General features: G+C 58.0%; 14 protein-coding genes. 9 read left to right on the top strand and 5 right to left on the bottom strand.

The window, feature by feature from the left end; genetic code table 11:
• Positions 1 to 1,863 (top strand): ATP-binding protein (locus AAAB35_RS16920; protein ID WP_340669458.1); only part of this gene is annotated, 1,863 nt, incomplete at its 5' end.
• Positions 1,860 to 2,546: a response regulator gene (locus AAAB35_RS16915; RefSeq protein ID WP_340669457.1), complete on the top strand. Its 687-nt coding sequence runs from the start codon at positions 1,860 to 1,862 to the stop codon at positions 2,544 to 2,546. The genes AAAB35_RS16920 and AAAB35_RS16915, both read left to right, overlap by 4 nt.
• On the opposite strand, the gene AAAB35_RS16910 is transcribed toward AAAB35_RS16915, so the two are convergent.
• The gene (locus AAAB35_RS16910) at positions 2,547 to 3,329 is read right to left on the bottom strand and encodes an SDR family oxidoreductase (protein ID WP_340669456.1); all 783 of its coding nucleotides are present in this window, start codon (positions 3,327 to 3,329) and stop codon (positions 2,547 to 2,549) included.
• 109 nt (positions 3,330 to 3,438) lie between these two features.
• Here AAAB35_RS16910 and AAAB35_RS16905 point away from each other — a divergent pair, with 109 nt between their 5' ends.
• From AAAB35_RS16905 to AAAB35_RS16890, 4 genes are all read left to right on the top strand, one after another.
• Positions 3,439 to 3,900 (top strand): OsmC family protein, encoded by a 462-nt coding sequence (locus AAAB35_RS16905; RefSeq protein WP_340669455.1) that lies wholly within the window; start codon positions 3,439 to 3,441, stop codon positions 3,898 to 3,900.
• 22 nt (positions 3,901 to 3,922) lie between these two features.
• Positions 3,923 to 4,117: a glutathione S-transferase gene (locus AAAB35_RS16900; RefSeq protein WP_340669454.1), complete on the top strand. Its 195-nt coding sequence runs from the start codon at positions 3,923 to 3,925 to the stop codon at positions 4,115 to 4,117.
• 68 nt (positions 4,118 to 4,185) lie between these two features.
• On the top strand, positions 4,186 to 4,518 hold the full coding sequence (locus tag AAAB35_RS16895) for a metalloregulator ArsR/SmtB family transcription factor (protein ID WP_340669453.1): 333 nt from the start codon (positions 4,186 to 4,188) through the stop codon (positions 4,516 to 4,518).
• A 4-nt stretch (positions 4,519 to 4,522) separates the two neighbouring features.
• Positions 4,523 to 4,996, top strand: a complete 474-nt coding sequence (locus AAAB35_RS16890; RefSeq protein WP_340669452.1) for an SRPBCC family protein — start codon at positions 4,523 to 4,525, stop codon at positions 4,994 to 4,996.
• A gap of 24 nt (positions 4,997 to 5,020) precedes the next feature.
• Here the strand turns inward: AAAB35_RS16890 and AAAB35_RS16885 are convergent, their stop codons facing one another.
• Positions 5,021 to 5,971, bottom strand: coding sequence for a DMT family transporter (locus tag AAAB35_RS16885; protein WP_340669451.1), 951 nt, complete (start codon positions 5,969 to 5,971; stop codon positions 5,021 to 5,023).
• Positions 5,972 to 6,237: 266 nt separating this feature from the next.
• Between AAAB35_RS16885 and AAAB35_RS16880 the strand changes: the two genes are divergently transcribed.
• Positions 6,238 to 8,202 (top strand): DUF882 domain-containing protein, encoded by a 1,965-nt coding sequence (locus AAAB35_RS16880; protein ID WP_340669449.1) that lies wholly within the window; start codon positions 6,238 to 6,240, stop codon positions 8,200 to 8,202.
• Positions 8,203 to 8,217: 15 nt separating this feature from the next.
• Here AAAB35_RS16880 and AAAB35_RS16875 read toward each other — a convergent pair whose 3' ends face one another.
• On the bottom strand, positions 8,218 to 8,958 hold the full coding sequence (locus AAAB35_RS16875; protein ID WP_340669448.1) for an SDR family oxidoreductase: 741 nt from the start codon (positions 8,956 to 8,958) through the stop codon (positions 8,218 to 8,220).
• A 126-nt stretch (positions 8,959 to 9,084) separates the two neighbouring features.
• On the opposite strand from AAAB35_RS16875, the gene AAAB35_RS16870 reads away from it, so the two are divergent.
• Positions 9,085 to 9,978: a LysR family transcriptional regulator gene (locus tag AAAB35_RS16870; protein WP_340669447.1), complete on the top strand. Its 894-nt coding sequence runs from the start codon at positions 9,085 to 9,087 to the stop codon at positions 9,976 to 9,978.
• On the opposite strand, the gene AAAB35_RS16865 is transcribed toward AAAB35_RS16870, so the two are convergent.
• The gene (locus tag AAAB35_RS16865) at positions 9,975 to 10,640 is read right to left on the bottom strand and encodes a TetR/AcrR family transcriptional regulator (RefSeq protein ID WP_340669446.1); all 666 of its coding nucleotides are present in this window, start codon (positions 10,638 to 10,640) and stop codon (positions 9,975 to 9,977) included. The genes AAAB35_RS16870 and AAAB35_RS16865 overlap by 4 nt on opposite strands.
• A gap of 98 nt (positions 10,641 to 10,738) precedes the next feature.
• On the opposite strand from AAAB35_RS16865, the gene AAAB35_RS16860 reads away from it, so the two are divergent.
• On the top strand, positions 10,739 to 11,503 hold the full coding sequence (locus AAAB35_RS16860) for an NIPSNAP family protein (RefSeq protein ID WP_340669445.1): 765 nt from the start codon (positions 10,739 to 10,741) through the stop codon (positions 11,501 to 11,503).
• Positions 11,504 to 11,744: 241 nt separating this feature from the next.
• Here AAAB35_RS16860 and AAAB35_RS16855 read toward each other — a convergent pair whose 3' ends face one another.
• A complete protein-coding gene (locus AAAB35_RS16855) occupies positions 11,745 to 12,491 on the bottom strand; it encodes a hypothetical protein (RefSeq protein ID WP_340669444.1) in 747 nt (248 codons plus the stop codon).
• Between the last annotated feature and the right edge of the window lie 224 nt (positions 12,492 to 12,715).

Genomic DNA, 12,715 nt, shown 5'->3' with positions numbered 1-12,715 from the left:
AGCCGTCTTGCCTCCGGGCTCAATGCACGCTGGCTTGTCGTCTCCTTGACGCAAACCAGCGAGGTGGGCGGAGAAACCAGCAAGCGGATCGACGCGTTGCTTGACCTTGCCGAACGCCTCGGCGCTGAAACGCGACGCGTCATCGCCGAGGATTTTGTCGAAGAGATTTTTCGTATCGCACGCCGTGAGAATGTAACGCAGATCGTCGTTGGCCGCCCGAAGCCGCGGCGACTGACGAACCCGTTCCGCCGTTCGCTGCCCGACGAAATCATCAAGCGCTTTACCGATGTCGGTGTTCATATCGTCACGGGCGAGGAACAGGCCGTGTCCTATACGCCGCCGAAACTGCGCACGCGCACGCCGCTGGAGCTTGCTCTGGCAATTGGCATACCGTTGGCGACAACTGGCGCAACGACGCTGCTCGGCCTCGCCGCAAGCAACATTGTCCATCCGCAAAACCTTTCAATGGTTTTCCTTGTCGCCGTCATCCTGTCCGGGATGATCTGCGGCCGTCTCGCAGCGGTAATCGCGGCGGGCCTTGCCTTCGTCTTCTACAATTTCTTCTTTCTCGAACCCATCCACGATCTCAGCATCGCCAAGCCGCATCAACTGCTCTCGCTGATCATCTTTCTTGCGGTCGCGCTGATGATTGGCGACCTCACCGGGCGATTGCGCGACCAGGTTGGCCGCTCGCGCAACCAGGCAAAAAATACGCAGGCTCTCTACGAATTCTCGCGCAAGCTTTCCGGTACCGCCCGGCTCGATGACGTGCTGTTCTCGACGGCGACGCATCTGCACGCGACCTTCGGGACCGGCGTCGTCATTCTCCTCCCCGACGAGGAAGAATTGAGGGTGCAGACGGCATGGCCTCCTGATTCAAGCCTTGATGGCACCGATATGACCGCCGTGCGCTGGACCTTCGAGAAGAACGAGCGAGCCGGCCACGATTCCGCGACCTTGCCGCAGATCGGTTGGGAGTTTCTGCCCATCCTCACTTCGCACGGCGTTGCAGGTGTTCTTGGGCTCTTCATGCAGGACCGCGACGGGCTGACCGAGGATGAGGACCGCATGCTGACGGCAATCCTTGATCAGGCGGCGATCGCCATCGACCGCGCGCAACTCGTCAAGGAAAACGCCAAGACGACGGCTTTGCAGGAAAGCGAGAAGCTGCACACGGCGCTGTTTTCATCGCTTTCCCATGACCTCAAGACGCCGCTAGCATCGATTACAGGCGCTATCACGACGTTGCGCCAGCTCGGCGACCGCATGAAGCAGGAGAGCCGGGACGACCTGTTGGTTTCGATCGAGGAGGAAGCGGGCAGGCTGACACGCTTCGTCGCAAATCTCTTCGACATGACGCGTATTGAGGCCGGCACGCTCGCGGTTAAAAATGCGCCGATCGATCCGTCCGAAGTCATCGCGGCATCGATTGAACGGATCAAGAAGCTGAAGTCCGAAATCGTCGTCGAGATCAGTATTGCGCCTGACCTTCCGACCGTGAAAGGCGACAGCGCGATGCTCGGTCAGGTCCTGTTCAATCTCCTCGACAACGCGGCGAAATATGCCGGTGACGGACCGATCGCTATTTATGCGCGACAGGACGACGCTGAGGTCGCAATCAGTGTCACGGACCAGGGCAAGGGTATTCCGCCGAAGGATCTCGACAAAATCTTCGACAAGTTCTATCGCCGCACCAGAGGCGATGGCCGCGCGCCCGGAACGGGCCTCGGGCTTTCGATTGCGCGGGGCTTCGTCGAGTCGATGGGTGGCACGATCAAGGCCGAAAGCCCCGCCGTACGCAAACGCGGTACCAGGTTCATCATTCGGCTTCCCGTCGCGCATCCGGAAGGACCGCCAAAATGAACCAGCACCGCATCCTCGTTGTCGACGATGAGCCGCAAATACAGCGCTTTCTCAATCCTGCACTGACAGCATCAGGCTATGAGGTCATTCAGGCATCGAGCGGCGGTGACGCCGAGCGCCTTGTTGCGACGAGCGCTCCCGACCTCGTCATCCTCGACCTTGGCCTGCCGGACAAGGACGGCAAGGAAGTCATCGCGACGGTGCGCGCATTTTCCGACGTTCCCATCATCGTTCTTTCGGCGCGCGACCGCGAAGCCGAAAAGATCGCCGCGCTTGACCTCGGCGCCAACGACTATGTCGAAAAGCCGTTCGGCATCGGTGAGCTACTGGCGCGCATACGCACGAGCTTGCGCCGGCAGGTTGCGGGCGCCAGCGTTCCTTCCCGGTTCGAGGTCAATGGCCTCGTCGTCGACATGGCGAAGCGCATCGTGACCCGCGACAACGAGGAAGTGCACCTCACCCGCAAGGAATATCAGTTGCTGGTCCACCTCGTCCTGCACGCTGGCATGGTTGTGACACATCGGCAATTGCTCGCGTCAGTTTGGGGAGCGGCACATGTCGAAGACTTGCAATATCTGCGCGTCTTTGTCGGTCAACTGCGGGCGAAGATCGAAGATGATGCAAACAACCCGCAGTTCATCCGTACAGAACCCGGCGTGGGCTATCGTTTCATCGGCGAATGATCAGCCGAGCGTTGAGTTGAAGGCACCGCCGTCGAGAAGAAGATTCTGGCCGACGATGAAGCCGGAGTACTGGCTGCAAAGGAAAGCCGCCGCCGCGCCGAATTCTTCTGCCGTACCATAGCGTCCTGCCGGATTATCGGCATAGGCCTCCTTGCGCGCTTCTTCGATGGATATGCCTTTTTCCTTCGCCGAGCGCTCGATGAAGCCCTTGGTGCGGTCTGTATCATGCGATCCGGGCAGGAGATTGTTGATGATCACGCCATGGCGCGCCACTTGACGCGACGTTCCCGCGACAAAACCGGTAAGGCCACTGCGGGCTGCATTGGAAAGTCCAAGCTGCGCAATCGGCGATTTGACGGAGCCGGACGTGATATTGACCACACGTCCCCACTTGCGCTCGATCATGCCCGGCAGAATTGCCTTCATCAACAGGATCGGCGTCAACATGTTATTGTTGATTGCCTTGAGCCACTCTTCTTCGCCCCAGTCGGACCAAACTCCAGGAGGTGGCCCACCTGCATTATTGATGAGGATATCCGGCTGCGGTTCTGCCTTGAGCAGGGCTTGCCGCCCCGATTCGGTCGTAACGTCCTCCGCAACGATCTGAACCTTGACGCCGTATTTGCCGGCAATCGCGTCCGACGTGGCCCGGAGCGTCGATTCGGTACGTGCATTCAGCGTCAGATCGACGCCCGCCTCTGCGAGTTTTTCTGCTACGCCCCGGCCGAGTCCCTTCGAACTCGCACAGACAATGGCGCGCCTGCCTTTGATACCAAGTTCCATCTTGTCCTCACCGATTCATTTCCGGGCACTCGTTATCGACAATTCCTGGTCACTTTGACAAGCTCTGGTTGATCAATCAGCATCACAACAGTTTCGGGAAACACACGCTATGACGACATTTGGCGCGACCGTCCTTTGGACGAAGCAAGAAAACGAACCTTTCACCGACAACAAATATAGCCGCGCGCACGTCTGGCAGTTCGATGGCGGAGCCGAGGTTCCCGCATCGTCTTCTCCCCATATTGTTCGCATACCGTTCTCAGCGCCGGAAAACGTCGATCCGGAGGAAGCCTTTGTCGCCTCGCTTGCCAGTTGCCATATGCTATTCTTTCTTTCGATTGCGGCCAGGAAGGGCATTGTCGTCGGCCAGTACCGCGATGCCGCCGAAGGTGAACTGGCCAAGAACGAAACGGGCAGGCTATATGTGAGGCGGGTCAGGCTGCGGCCCCATATATCTTATGCTGGCGAGGCCCCCGATCGAGAGACCGAAGCAGGGATTCATCACGAGGCGCACGAACAATGTTTTATCGCGAACTCCGTGCTCACACACGTAGCAGTCGAACCCGCGTGAACCGCAAGGGAGGAACGAGACCATGCCGGAACTGAAGATCACCGATGCAATCAACAGGAACTGTCCCTGGTCAGGCGATCCGATCAGGCAAGATAGCCTCACTCTCTTTAGGGGCGCCGTGGTCGGCTTCTGCAATCCCGGGTGCCGGGACAAATTCGAAAAGGCGGTCAACCATTTCGAGGCCGCTCTGGCCCGTATTTCGCACGAAAACCTCTAAGCGCAATTTGATGACATTCCCGCGATGCGGGCAATTGACAGCCCCCTTGAGTTGCGATACTTAAGTATATGCTTAACCAAACGAGCCGACTCGATCTCATGTTTCAGGCGCTCGCGGATCCGTCCCGGCGCATCATGATCGAACGGCTAAGCAAGGGACCGGCCTCGGTCAGCGAACTTGCCAGGCCGCTCACCATGTCGCTTCCGGCGGTGGTGCAGCACTTGCAGGTTCTGGAGGCGAGCGGGCTGGTCCGTTCCGAGAAAGTCGGACGCGTACGCACCTGCCACATTGATTGGGTGGCGCTGCAGACGGCCGAAGACTGGATGATCGATCGCCGCAGGACATGGGAGCTGCGTCTCGACAGGCTGGGCGATTTTTTCGCCGATCAGGAAAAGGGATAGAGGCATGACCAAACGCACCGTGACACACGACACTTTTGTCATCGAACGCAAATACCCGGCCGCCCCGGCGCGTGTATTCTTCGCACTGAGCGATCCCAGGGCCAAGGCGAAATGGTTCAATGGGCCCGAGGAATGGGGACCGGACCAACACACGATGGATTTTAGAATTGGCGGCCGCGAAACCAGCGTTGGCGGCCCCAAGGAAGGACCACAGCATCGATTCGAGGCGATCTACCAGGACATCGTCCCTGACCAGCGCATCATTTACACCTACGACATGCATCTTGACGACAAGCGTATCTCCGTATCGCTGACGACGCTGGAACTGGGGCCTGAAGGCACGGGAACTCGCCTGATCCTTACCGAACAAGGCGCCTATCTCGATGAATTCGACGATCCGGCACTGCGTCGGCGCGGCACCGAAGACCTGCTCGACGCACTTGGCGCGTCCCTTCAGGACGCCCCGGCAAACGCCTGAGAGCGGGTCCTATAGGTTGTCGGATCAGGCGCTGTCGCCGGATCCGGCAACGACCGTCTCATTCAAAGTTTTGATCCTGCCCTGCCGCTTCAACTGCTGCTCGCGGAAGAAGATGAAGAGGCCTGAGGCGATAATAAAGCCCGAGCCAATCAGCATCGACATGCGCGGCACATCGCCGAACACCATCCAACCGAAGACGATCGCCCAGAACAACAGCGTATATTGCAGTGGCGCAACCGTGGCGGCATCCGCCATCTTTAGTGCGCGGTTTACGAGAACATGAGCGAGCATCGCTACGACACCCAGCAGACCAAGCAGCAGGAAATCACGCAAGCTGACGGGTGTCCAGTCAAACGCAATCGAGACGAGGCCCGCCAGTCCGGCGCCGACAATCTGCCAGAACACCAGTGTCGTATCGGGTGTTCCGCGCAGGGAGCGGCCAAGCAGCAGCATGAAGGCGAATGCCATGCTGCCGAGAACCGAGATGATCGCCTGCGGCGTCAGAACCTGCGATGAAGGTTCAAGCGCAATGACGACGCCAATGAAACCGACGATGATGGCGCTCCAGCGCCGCCAGCCGACCGGCTCCTTCAATATAAAGGGCGAGACTGCGGCGACATAGATGGGCGCCGCCAGCCAATAGGTCATCACGTCGGCAAGCGGCAGGTAGACGACGGCGAAATAGAAGGCGAAGACCTCGGCCGTCGAAAGCACCACCCGCGCGACCTGAAGCCGCGGGCGATCGACCTGCAATAACTTTTCCGGCCCGTTGAACCAAATGAACGGTGCAAGGACGATGAGAGCCGCTACGCTGCGGACAAACACAACCTGCCCCACGGAATAGGTAAAAACCAGCCATTTGCCCATCACGTCGTTGAGGGAAAACATCAACATGCCGAGCAGCATCAACAGGACGCCGGTGCGTGCTGTCGAGGATTCGGAGGCGCTGGACAGGGTTTCCGAGGGTACGGACATTTGGCCTTCCTGGGGAGATTTCTGTCCCGTTGCTTTGCGACATTTTTTTCCGGCAATCCAGCCCAAACAGTCAAAAGCGCGGCTGTGGCGCAAAAATAAGCAAATTTAGGCCAACCACCTGCAATTTCAGCCATAATCTCGACTTGAATTTGTCCTTTTAGGAAAGATACCTTCTGTGGGGACGCGTTCATTGACATTCAAATCGGATGCTCATGTGCATCAATAAAGTGGTCATTAACCAATAAATCGGATAGTCCAGCTATTCGATGCTTTGGAAAACGGTCAGGATTGGAACGATATTGTCTAGCGCAAGTGAAGCAAAAAGCGGCCTATCAAAGACAGTTTTTCCACTGAGTGGCCGATGGTTCGGCCCGTTTATTATTTTCCTTTCAATGTTTTTTTCGTCGGCTGAAGCCTTTGCGGAAACCCGCACATTGAGGCTCTATTTCGTCCATACGAATGAGCGCGCCGAAATAACATTCAAAAGGAATGGTCGCTTTCAGCAGGACGGCCTCAATAAGTTGAACAGGTTCCTGCGCGATTGGCGTCGCAACGAACCGACGAAGATGGATCCGCGCCTGTTCGATCTCGTCTGGCAGATCTATGACAAGGTGGGTGGGCGCGATTACATCCATGTTGTTTCGGCCTATCGTTCCCCGGCAACCAATTCCATGCTCCGCTCGAGATCCCGCGGCGTTGCGCGCAAGAGCCAGCACATGCTTGGCAAAGCCATGGACTGGTACCTGCCGGGCGTCAGACTTGCAACGTTGCGCGCCACGGCTTTGCGCTATGAGGCCGGAGGTGTTGGCTATTACCCGCGTTCGGGTTCGCCTTTCATTCATACGGACGTTGGAAATGTTCGCCATTGGCCGCGCATGAGCCGCAAGGAACTTCTGGCGGTCTTCCCGGACGGCAAGACGATCCACGTCCCATCGGACGGCAGGCCTTTGCCGGGTTACGAGCAAGCGGTCGCAGCCTACGAGGCGCGTAGACGCAGTGGCAGTTCCATCCAGATTGCAAGCTCGTCCTCCGGCTCCAGTCGAAAGGGCAAGACACTTTTTGGCCTGCTCTTTGGTGGCGGCGCGGATGAAGAGGAAGATTCGAGCGAAAGCTCCGTCGCCGTCGCTTCAAACGCAAAGCCTTCACGCGCCGTTGTAAAAGCACCAGCAGGCGAGGAGGCCGACGATGGTGGCGCTGCTGCACCAGCCACCGCGGCACAACCACAACCGCAACCGGCTGCGCCGCCCGCGACGGCGACCCAAGCTGCTCCCGAGCTTCCCGCGCGCATACCTCAACCCGTGACAGCCCCGCGTCAGGAAGCTCCGGCTCCTATCACCGCCGAAGACAATGCGGCGCTCGCCTTTGCGGTGCCCGTACCACTGCGGCGTCCTGATTATGCACCAACGCCGGCGCCGGGCGAGCCTTCAACGCTGACTGCGCTTGCCCAGGCCGATGCGGCTGTTGCCGTGCCTGAACCGCGCCCCGAAGACAGCGCCAGCGCCATTCGTGAATTGATCGCAGCAAATGTTGACGAGCCTGCGCAAGCGGCAGACGAATCCCAACCAGCCATGGCCAACGCCCTCGTTCCAGTGCCATTCGACAAGCCGAAGCAGCAAGACATGAAAGTTGCCTCGGTGGTTCCAGGCCAGCGTCCGGTCCTGCCTGCGGAAACTGCGCCCGCCGCGGACCAGGACGTCATCACCGTGCCGGATGACAGTCTGACACCGGAAGCCATCATCGCCCAGGCTGATGTCGACCACGATGAGGATTCTGCCGAGGCTTTCGCGCCGATGCCGACCACGAGTGGAACCACCGGTGGAAGGCTACAGCCGCAACAGAATGTTCAAATGGCAGCCGTGCAACCGCAGACCTCTCTGCGCCGCACCATGCTCGAAGCCAAGGGCGACCCGGTCGCCATGCTTGACAGTGGCGTGAAGACGACGGCCAAGAAGGCAAAGCCGCATCGCCAGCTGGTGCAGGGCCAGACCGCAAAGGCAATTCAGGTATCCTCGGATCTTTCGGACAGGGCTCTCTCGTCCGAACAGGTTGCTGAGGTTTCGCCTGAGGTTGTGCCGGCTGTCCTGCGCAATGGCTCGATGCGGAAAGCGCCCACGACGGTCTATACCGCTGGCTTCCAGCAATCGCTACCTGTGGCGGATGCCAATAAGTTTACCGGTAAGGCCGTTACCTTCATGCAGATTGCACGCTTCCAGCCAACCAGCGGCATGTAGGCCTCACTTAGAAGTTCAAACCAGCCCGCCGTTCGCGCGCACGATCTGGCCATTGATCCAGCCGCCATCCGGACCGGCGAGGAATGAGACGACGCGGGCAATGTCGTCGGGTTGTCCGAGCCGTTCCAGAGGCGCCGCCTTACTGAACTGCTGAACGAGTTCATCGCTTTTGCCGGCGAGGAACAGATCCGTCGCGATGGGTCCAGGCGCCACTGCATTGACCGTGATGTTGCGGCCGCGCAGTTCCTTGGCAAAGATGCGCGTGAAGGTTTCAACGGCGGCTTTGGTACCGGCATAGATGGCATAGCCCGGAAGGTTGGTGCCGACGACCGAGGTGGAGAAGTTGATGATCCGGCCGCCATCGGCCATACGGCTGGCCGCCTCGCGCAGCGTGTTGAATGTGCCCTGCACATTGGTGGAGAACTGCTGTTCGAAAACTGCATCGCTTGTTTCGGCAAGCGGCACGACGTTCATGATGCCGGCATTGTTGACGAGAACACTGACTTTGCCGAGTTCGGTTTCCGTCACCTCGAACATCCGGCGAACTTCATCGGCCTTGGCAACATCCGCCTGCACGGCGATGGCCGTCTGGCCCACACTTCGGAGCTTTGCCGCAAGCTCTTCTGCTGCCTTGGAACTGTTGGCGTAATTGATGACGACAGCGAAGCCGTCAGTGGCAAGCCGCTCGGCGACCGCTGCACCAATGCCGCGCGCTGCGCCGGTAATGATTGCAATCTGTTTCTGAGGCTGTGTCATTGAGTGTACCTCCTCGTGGCGTTGACATTGACGTCACTATGCCCCAAATGGCTTTCTGCATAATTAGGCAAAAACTGGCATAACTATTCGATACATGACAACAATAGGGAGCTGCCCGAAGCTGCCATGGATCGGTTCCGGGAAATGCAGATTTTCGTGCGCATCGTCGAACGGCGCAGTTTCACCAATGCCGCCGACGATCTTCATATCCCCCGCGCGACGGTGACGAACGCCATGCAACGGCTGGAGGAGCGATTGGGAACGCGCCTCCTCGACCGTACGACACGCCAGGTCAATCCGACGCTCGACGGCGAAGCCTATTACGACCGCTGCCTGCGCCTGCTCGCCGACATGGAGGAGGCGGAAGCATCGTTCCGTGACTCGGCGCCAAAGGGCCTCTTGCGCGTAAATCTGCAAGGTACTCTGGCACGACATTTCGTTATGCCGGCGTTGCCTGATTTCCTTCATCGTTATCCGGCGCTGGAACTGAGCATCGGTGAAGGCGACCGTCTCGTTGATCTTGTGCAGGAAGGAATTGATTGCGTGCTACGCGCCGGCGATCTCAAGGATTCCACCATGGTCGGCCGAAAGATTGCACAGATGGAGCAGGTTACCTGCGCCAGTCCCGCTTATCTTGCCCGTCATGGAGAACCAAGGAGCGTCGAGGACTTCGCAGGGCACCAATCGGTCAACTATGTTTCAGGCAGTACGGGCAAGCCCTACCCCCTCGAATTTAGCACGCGGGCTGGCGTCCGGCTTGTCACACTATCGGGACCGATCTCGGTAATGGGTGCAGATATCTACGCGGCTTCCGCAATCGCTGGCCTCGGACTGATCCAGGTCCCGCGCTATCGTATCGCGAGCGAACTCGCAGAAGGGCGTCTGTGCGTCGTGCTTCCCGATTGCCCGCCGCCCCCAATGAACGTTTGGGTTCTCTACCCGCAGAACCGCCAGCTTTCTTCGCGCGTGCGCGTCTTTGCCGACTGGTTGACCGAGATATTTGCCCGGGCGCAGGTTTAGGTCCTGCGTATTAGCGTCTCGAGTTGTGCAGCACAGGCACGTAGCGGCTCGGCGCTTTGGCTGGTCTTGGCCATTGCCATTGCACCCGAATAGCTGGCTACCACGAGGGTCGCGAGATCATGTGCGCGCGATTCGTCCATTTCCGGGTGATCGGCATGTAATCTGAATGAAAGCGCAGCGCGCCAGCGATCGAAGATCGTATTGACGGCTTCGCGGAATTCCGGATCGGCCAATGAAAGTTCGAGCGCAAGATTGTTCAAAGGGCAACCGGTAACCGCACGGTTGCGCTCCAGCGTATCGGCAACCCCGTTGAACACCGCGCGGATACCGGTTGCCGCCGACGAAGCGGTCGAAACTGGCCGGATCGCGGTCGCCTCCACTTCAGGGGCCACCCTTTCACCGATGACGGCAAGGCCGAGCGATTTCTTTGTCGCAAAATGATGGTGCAGGGCACCCCCGGTCGTTTCTGCCGCACGCACGACGTCATGGACGCTTGTGGCATTGTATCCGCCACGCTGGAAGAGATCGGCGGCAACATCGAGAATCCGCGCTCGGATAGCCTGGGGGTTGTTCGTTCGCTTTGGCCTCTCCCCGTCTGGCGGCCTTTCCAGACCGCCGGGGGCCGTCGATCTGCCGTCTTTCTGCAAAGTGTTCATGGTCATCCCTAGAAATCCTTTCTGCGGAGATTAGCGGGATTGACAAAACAGGACAACCGGTCTCTAGTCAAAACAGGTCAACCTGTTTGTTTTGGAGCAGAGACATGCATGCGACTACGGAGGCCTCGGAACACCAGAATGCAAGAATACTGTGCAGCCCGATCGTTGAGCTGCGCCGCTATACACTGCATCCGGGGCGGCGCGACGACCTTATTACCCTATTTGATGCTGAATTTGTCGAGAGCCAGGAAGCATGCGGCATGAAAGTCATTGGCCAGTTCCGCGATCTCGATGATCCAAATGCCTTCGTCTGGCTCCGTGGGTTCGATGACATGGGCGGGCGGCACGCGGCTCTTACCGCATTCTATGATGGGCCGGTCTGGGCCAAACACCGTGACGCCGCGAACAGCACAATGATCGACTCGGATGATGTTTTATTGTTGCACCCGGCAGACGGTGCGGCTGGCTTCGTGCTCCCCGACAATCGGCCGGAAACCAACCTCGGTGAGCAAGCGCCCACAATCATCCAGGCGATAACATATAGGTTGAGAGCCCCCGCAGAGTCTGGATTTCTCGCGTTCCATCAGAATAGACTTGCGGCGATCCTTGAGCAGGCTGGCGGCAATCGGATTGCGACATTCGTCTCGGAGCAAAGTGAGAACACGTTCGCACGGCTTCCCGTACGGCTTGGTGAGAATGTGATGGTGGTTCTCGCGCGCTTCGAAAGCATTGCCGCCCATGCCGATTTCACCGACCGGCTGGGACATGACGCTGCTTGGCATGACGCGCAGGGCGACCTTTCAACTTATCTCGTTGCGCCGGCGAGTATTGCGAGGCTTTCCCCGACGGCAAGGTCGCGGTTGTGCTAGCGGTTGTACGTCGCTAGAGTGGAAATTTTGGTGGAGCCAAGCGGGGACTAACTTATGCACCAATTAGTTAATAAAAACAACAAGTTGATGACAATCTTGTCGCGCTTATGTACCAGTACTATGTACCAAAACTGAACTGATAACACCGGTTCAGCCTTTGATTGACGTTCAATTTTTGCACCCCGTTTCAAAAATCGGGAGTCTAGAGACAGCGTGGGACCGCCCAAGCTGTCTCTAGTGCTCAAACGAACGCTGCCGGATTGTACGAAGTAGCCGCTCCTAATTCGTCGAACATCCGTGACCATTGCTGCATCAAAGGATATCGCTTCGAGCCACCGTGCATTAGGCTCACGCGGTCCTGGAGCACACCAATGCGAACCAACGCTTTGATATTCGCCAGCGAAATTCCTGAGTTTGTCAGTCCGCGCAGGTTGCCCAGAAGTGAAACAATTAGCTCCTTCTCGCCGCCCAAATCGGCTCTATTTATGAGCTCAAGGAAATCGGAAAGCCTACCGGGTGATGTACGACTGTCCCTCATTATCGGAGCTACCCCCCTCCACACTTGCCTCATGCGCTTAGAAGCTGCGCTCCGCATTGCCAACAAATCCTGGAAAACCGATCGGTCTGTTGGATGATCGGAACGGTTTGCTAATTGTCTTACCAAGCCTTTGAATTTCAACTCGAAGCGCACGCGGGTGTATTCTTTGGCGTAGATCACCAGCTGAATATCGGAGGGTAACGGGATTCTGATTACAGGACAGTTCTGATTGGTCCCGATAGTGATCGGGTGGCCGACGAAAACGAGCGGAGCTACTGACTTACATGCATGGCCTAGTTCGGTGACCAGAGTGACCGCGTCTTGGCTCTCCAATTCCCAGTAGACCTCTGCCTGCTGAATAGCGCGAAATTCAATGGGTGTAAGATCGTGCAGAATCTCTGGGTGAATCTCTCCTAGGCGCTGTGCGAACAGGGCTTTGATGTGACTCATGTATATATCTAGTGCGGCTCTCGTGCGACCCTCCCTGTTCTCGAAACCACTTCCGCCCATGCCGACTTTAGTTAAAAGATTGTCGTTGCCGTCAAGCCCGAGGAATGGCCTGCTGCCGGTTTCATAGACACTGAGTTAAGGTGTTCTGCATGAAACCGGAGAGTATGAATGCAAAGACGAAAGTTCAGCCGCGAATACAAGCTTGAAGCGGTGAAGCTGGTGAA

Source organism: Phyllobacterium sp. (assembly GCF_037994425.1).
Lineage (GTDB): Bacteria > Pseudomonadota > Alphaproteobacteria > Rhizobiales > Rhizobiaceae > Phyllobacterium.
Note: the sequence above shows the minus strand (reverse complement) of the source record. Positions and strands in the feature narration are given on the sequence as shown.

What these genes read in the sequence shown, in the direction of transcription:
- AAAB35_RS16915 (WP_340669457.1), top strand. Translation starts at nt 1,860, where the DNA reads ATGAACCAGCACCGCATCCTCGTTGTCGACGATGAGCCGCAAATACAG.
- AAAB35_RS16910 (WP_340669456.1), bottom strand. Translation starts at nt 3,329, where the DNA reads ATGGAACTTGGTATCAAAGGCAGGCGCGCCATTGTCTGTGCGAGTTCG.
- AAAB35_RS16905 (WP_340669455.1), top strand. Translation starts at nt 3,439, where the DNA reads ATGACGACATTTGGCGCGACCGTCCTTTGGACGAAGCAAGAAAACGAA.
- AAAB35_RS16900 (WP_340669454.1), top strand. Translation starts at nt 3,923, where the DNA reads ATGCCGGAACTGAAGATCACCGATGCAATCAACAGGAACTGTCCCTGG.
- AAAB35_RS16895 (WP_340669453.1), top strand. Translation starts at nt 4,186, where the DNA reads ATGCTTAACCAAACGAGCCGACTCGATCTCATGTTTCAGGCGCTCGCG.
- AAAB35_RS16890 (WP_340669452.1), top strand. Translation starts at nt 4,523, where the DNA reads ATGACCAAACGCACCGTGACACACGACACTTTTGTCATCGAACGCAAA.
- AAAB35_RS16885 (WP_340669451.1), bottom strand. Translation starts at nt 5,971, where the DNA reads ATGTCCGTACCCTCGGAAACCCTGTCCAGCGCCTCCGAATCCTCGACA.
- AAAB35_RS16880 (WP_340669449.1), top strand. Translation starts at nt 6,238, where the DNA reads ATGCTTTGGAAAACGGTCAGGATTGGAACGATATTGTCTAGCGCAAGT.
- AAAB35_RS16875 (WP_340669448.1), bottom strand. Translation starts at nt 8,958, where the DNA reads ATGACACAGCCTCAGAAACAGATTGCAATCATTACCGGCGCAGCGCGC.
- AAAB35_RS16870 (WP_340669447.1), top strand. Translation starts at nt 9,085, where the DNA reads ATGGATCGGTTCCGGGAAATGCAGATTTTCGTGCGCATCGTCGAACGG.
- AAAB35_RS16865 (WP_340669446.1), bottom strand. Translation starts at nt 10,640, where the DNA reads ATGACCATGAACACTTTGCAGAAAGACGGCAGATCGACGGCCCCCGGC.
- AAAB35_RS16860 (WP_340669445.1), top strand. Translation starts at nt 10,739, where the DNA reads ATGCATGCGACTACGGAGGCCTCGGAACACCAGAATGCAAGAATACTG.
- AAAB35_RS16855 (WP_340669444.1), bottom strand. Translation starts at nt 12,491, where the DNA reads ATGAGTCACATCAAAGCCCTGTTCGCACAGCGCCTAGGAGAGATTCAC.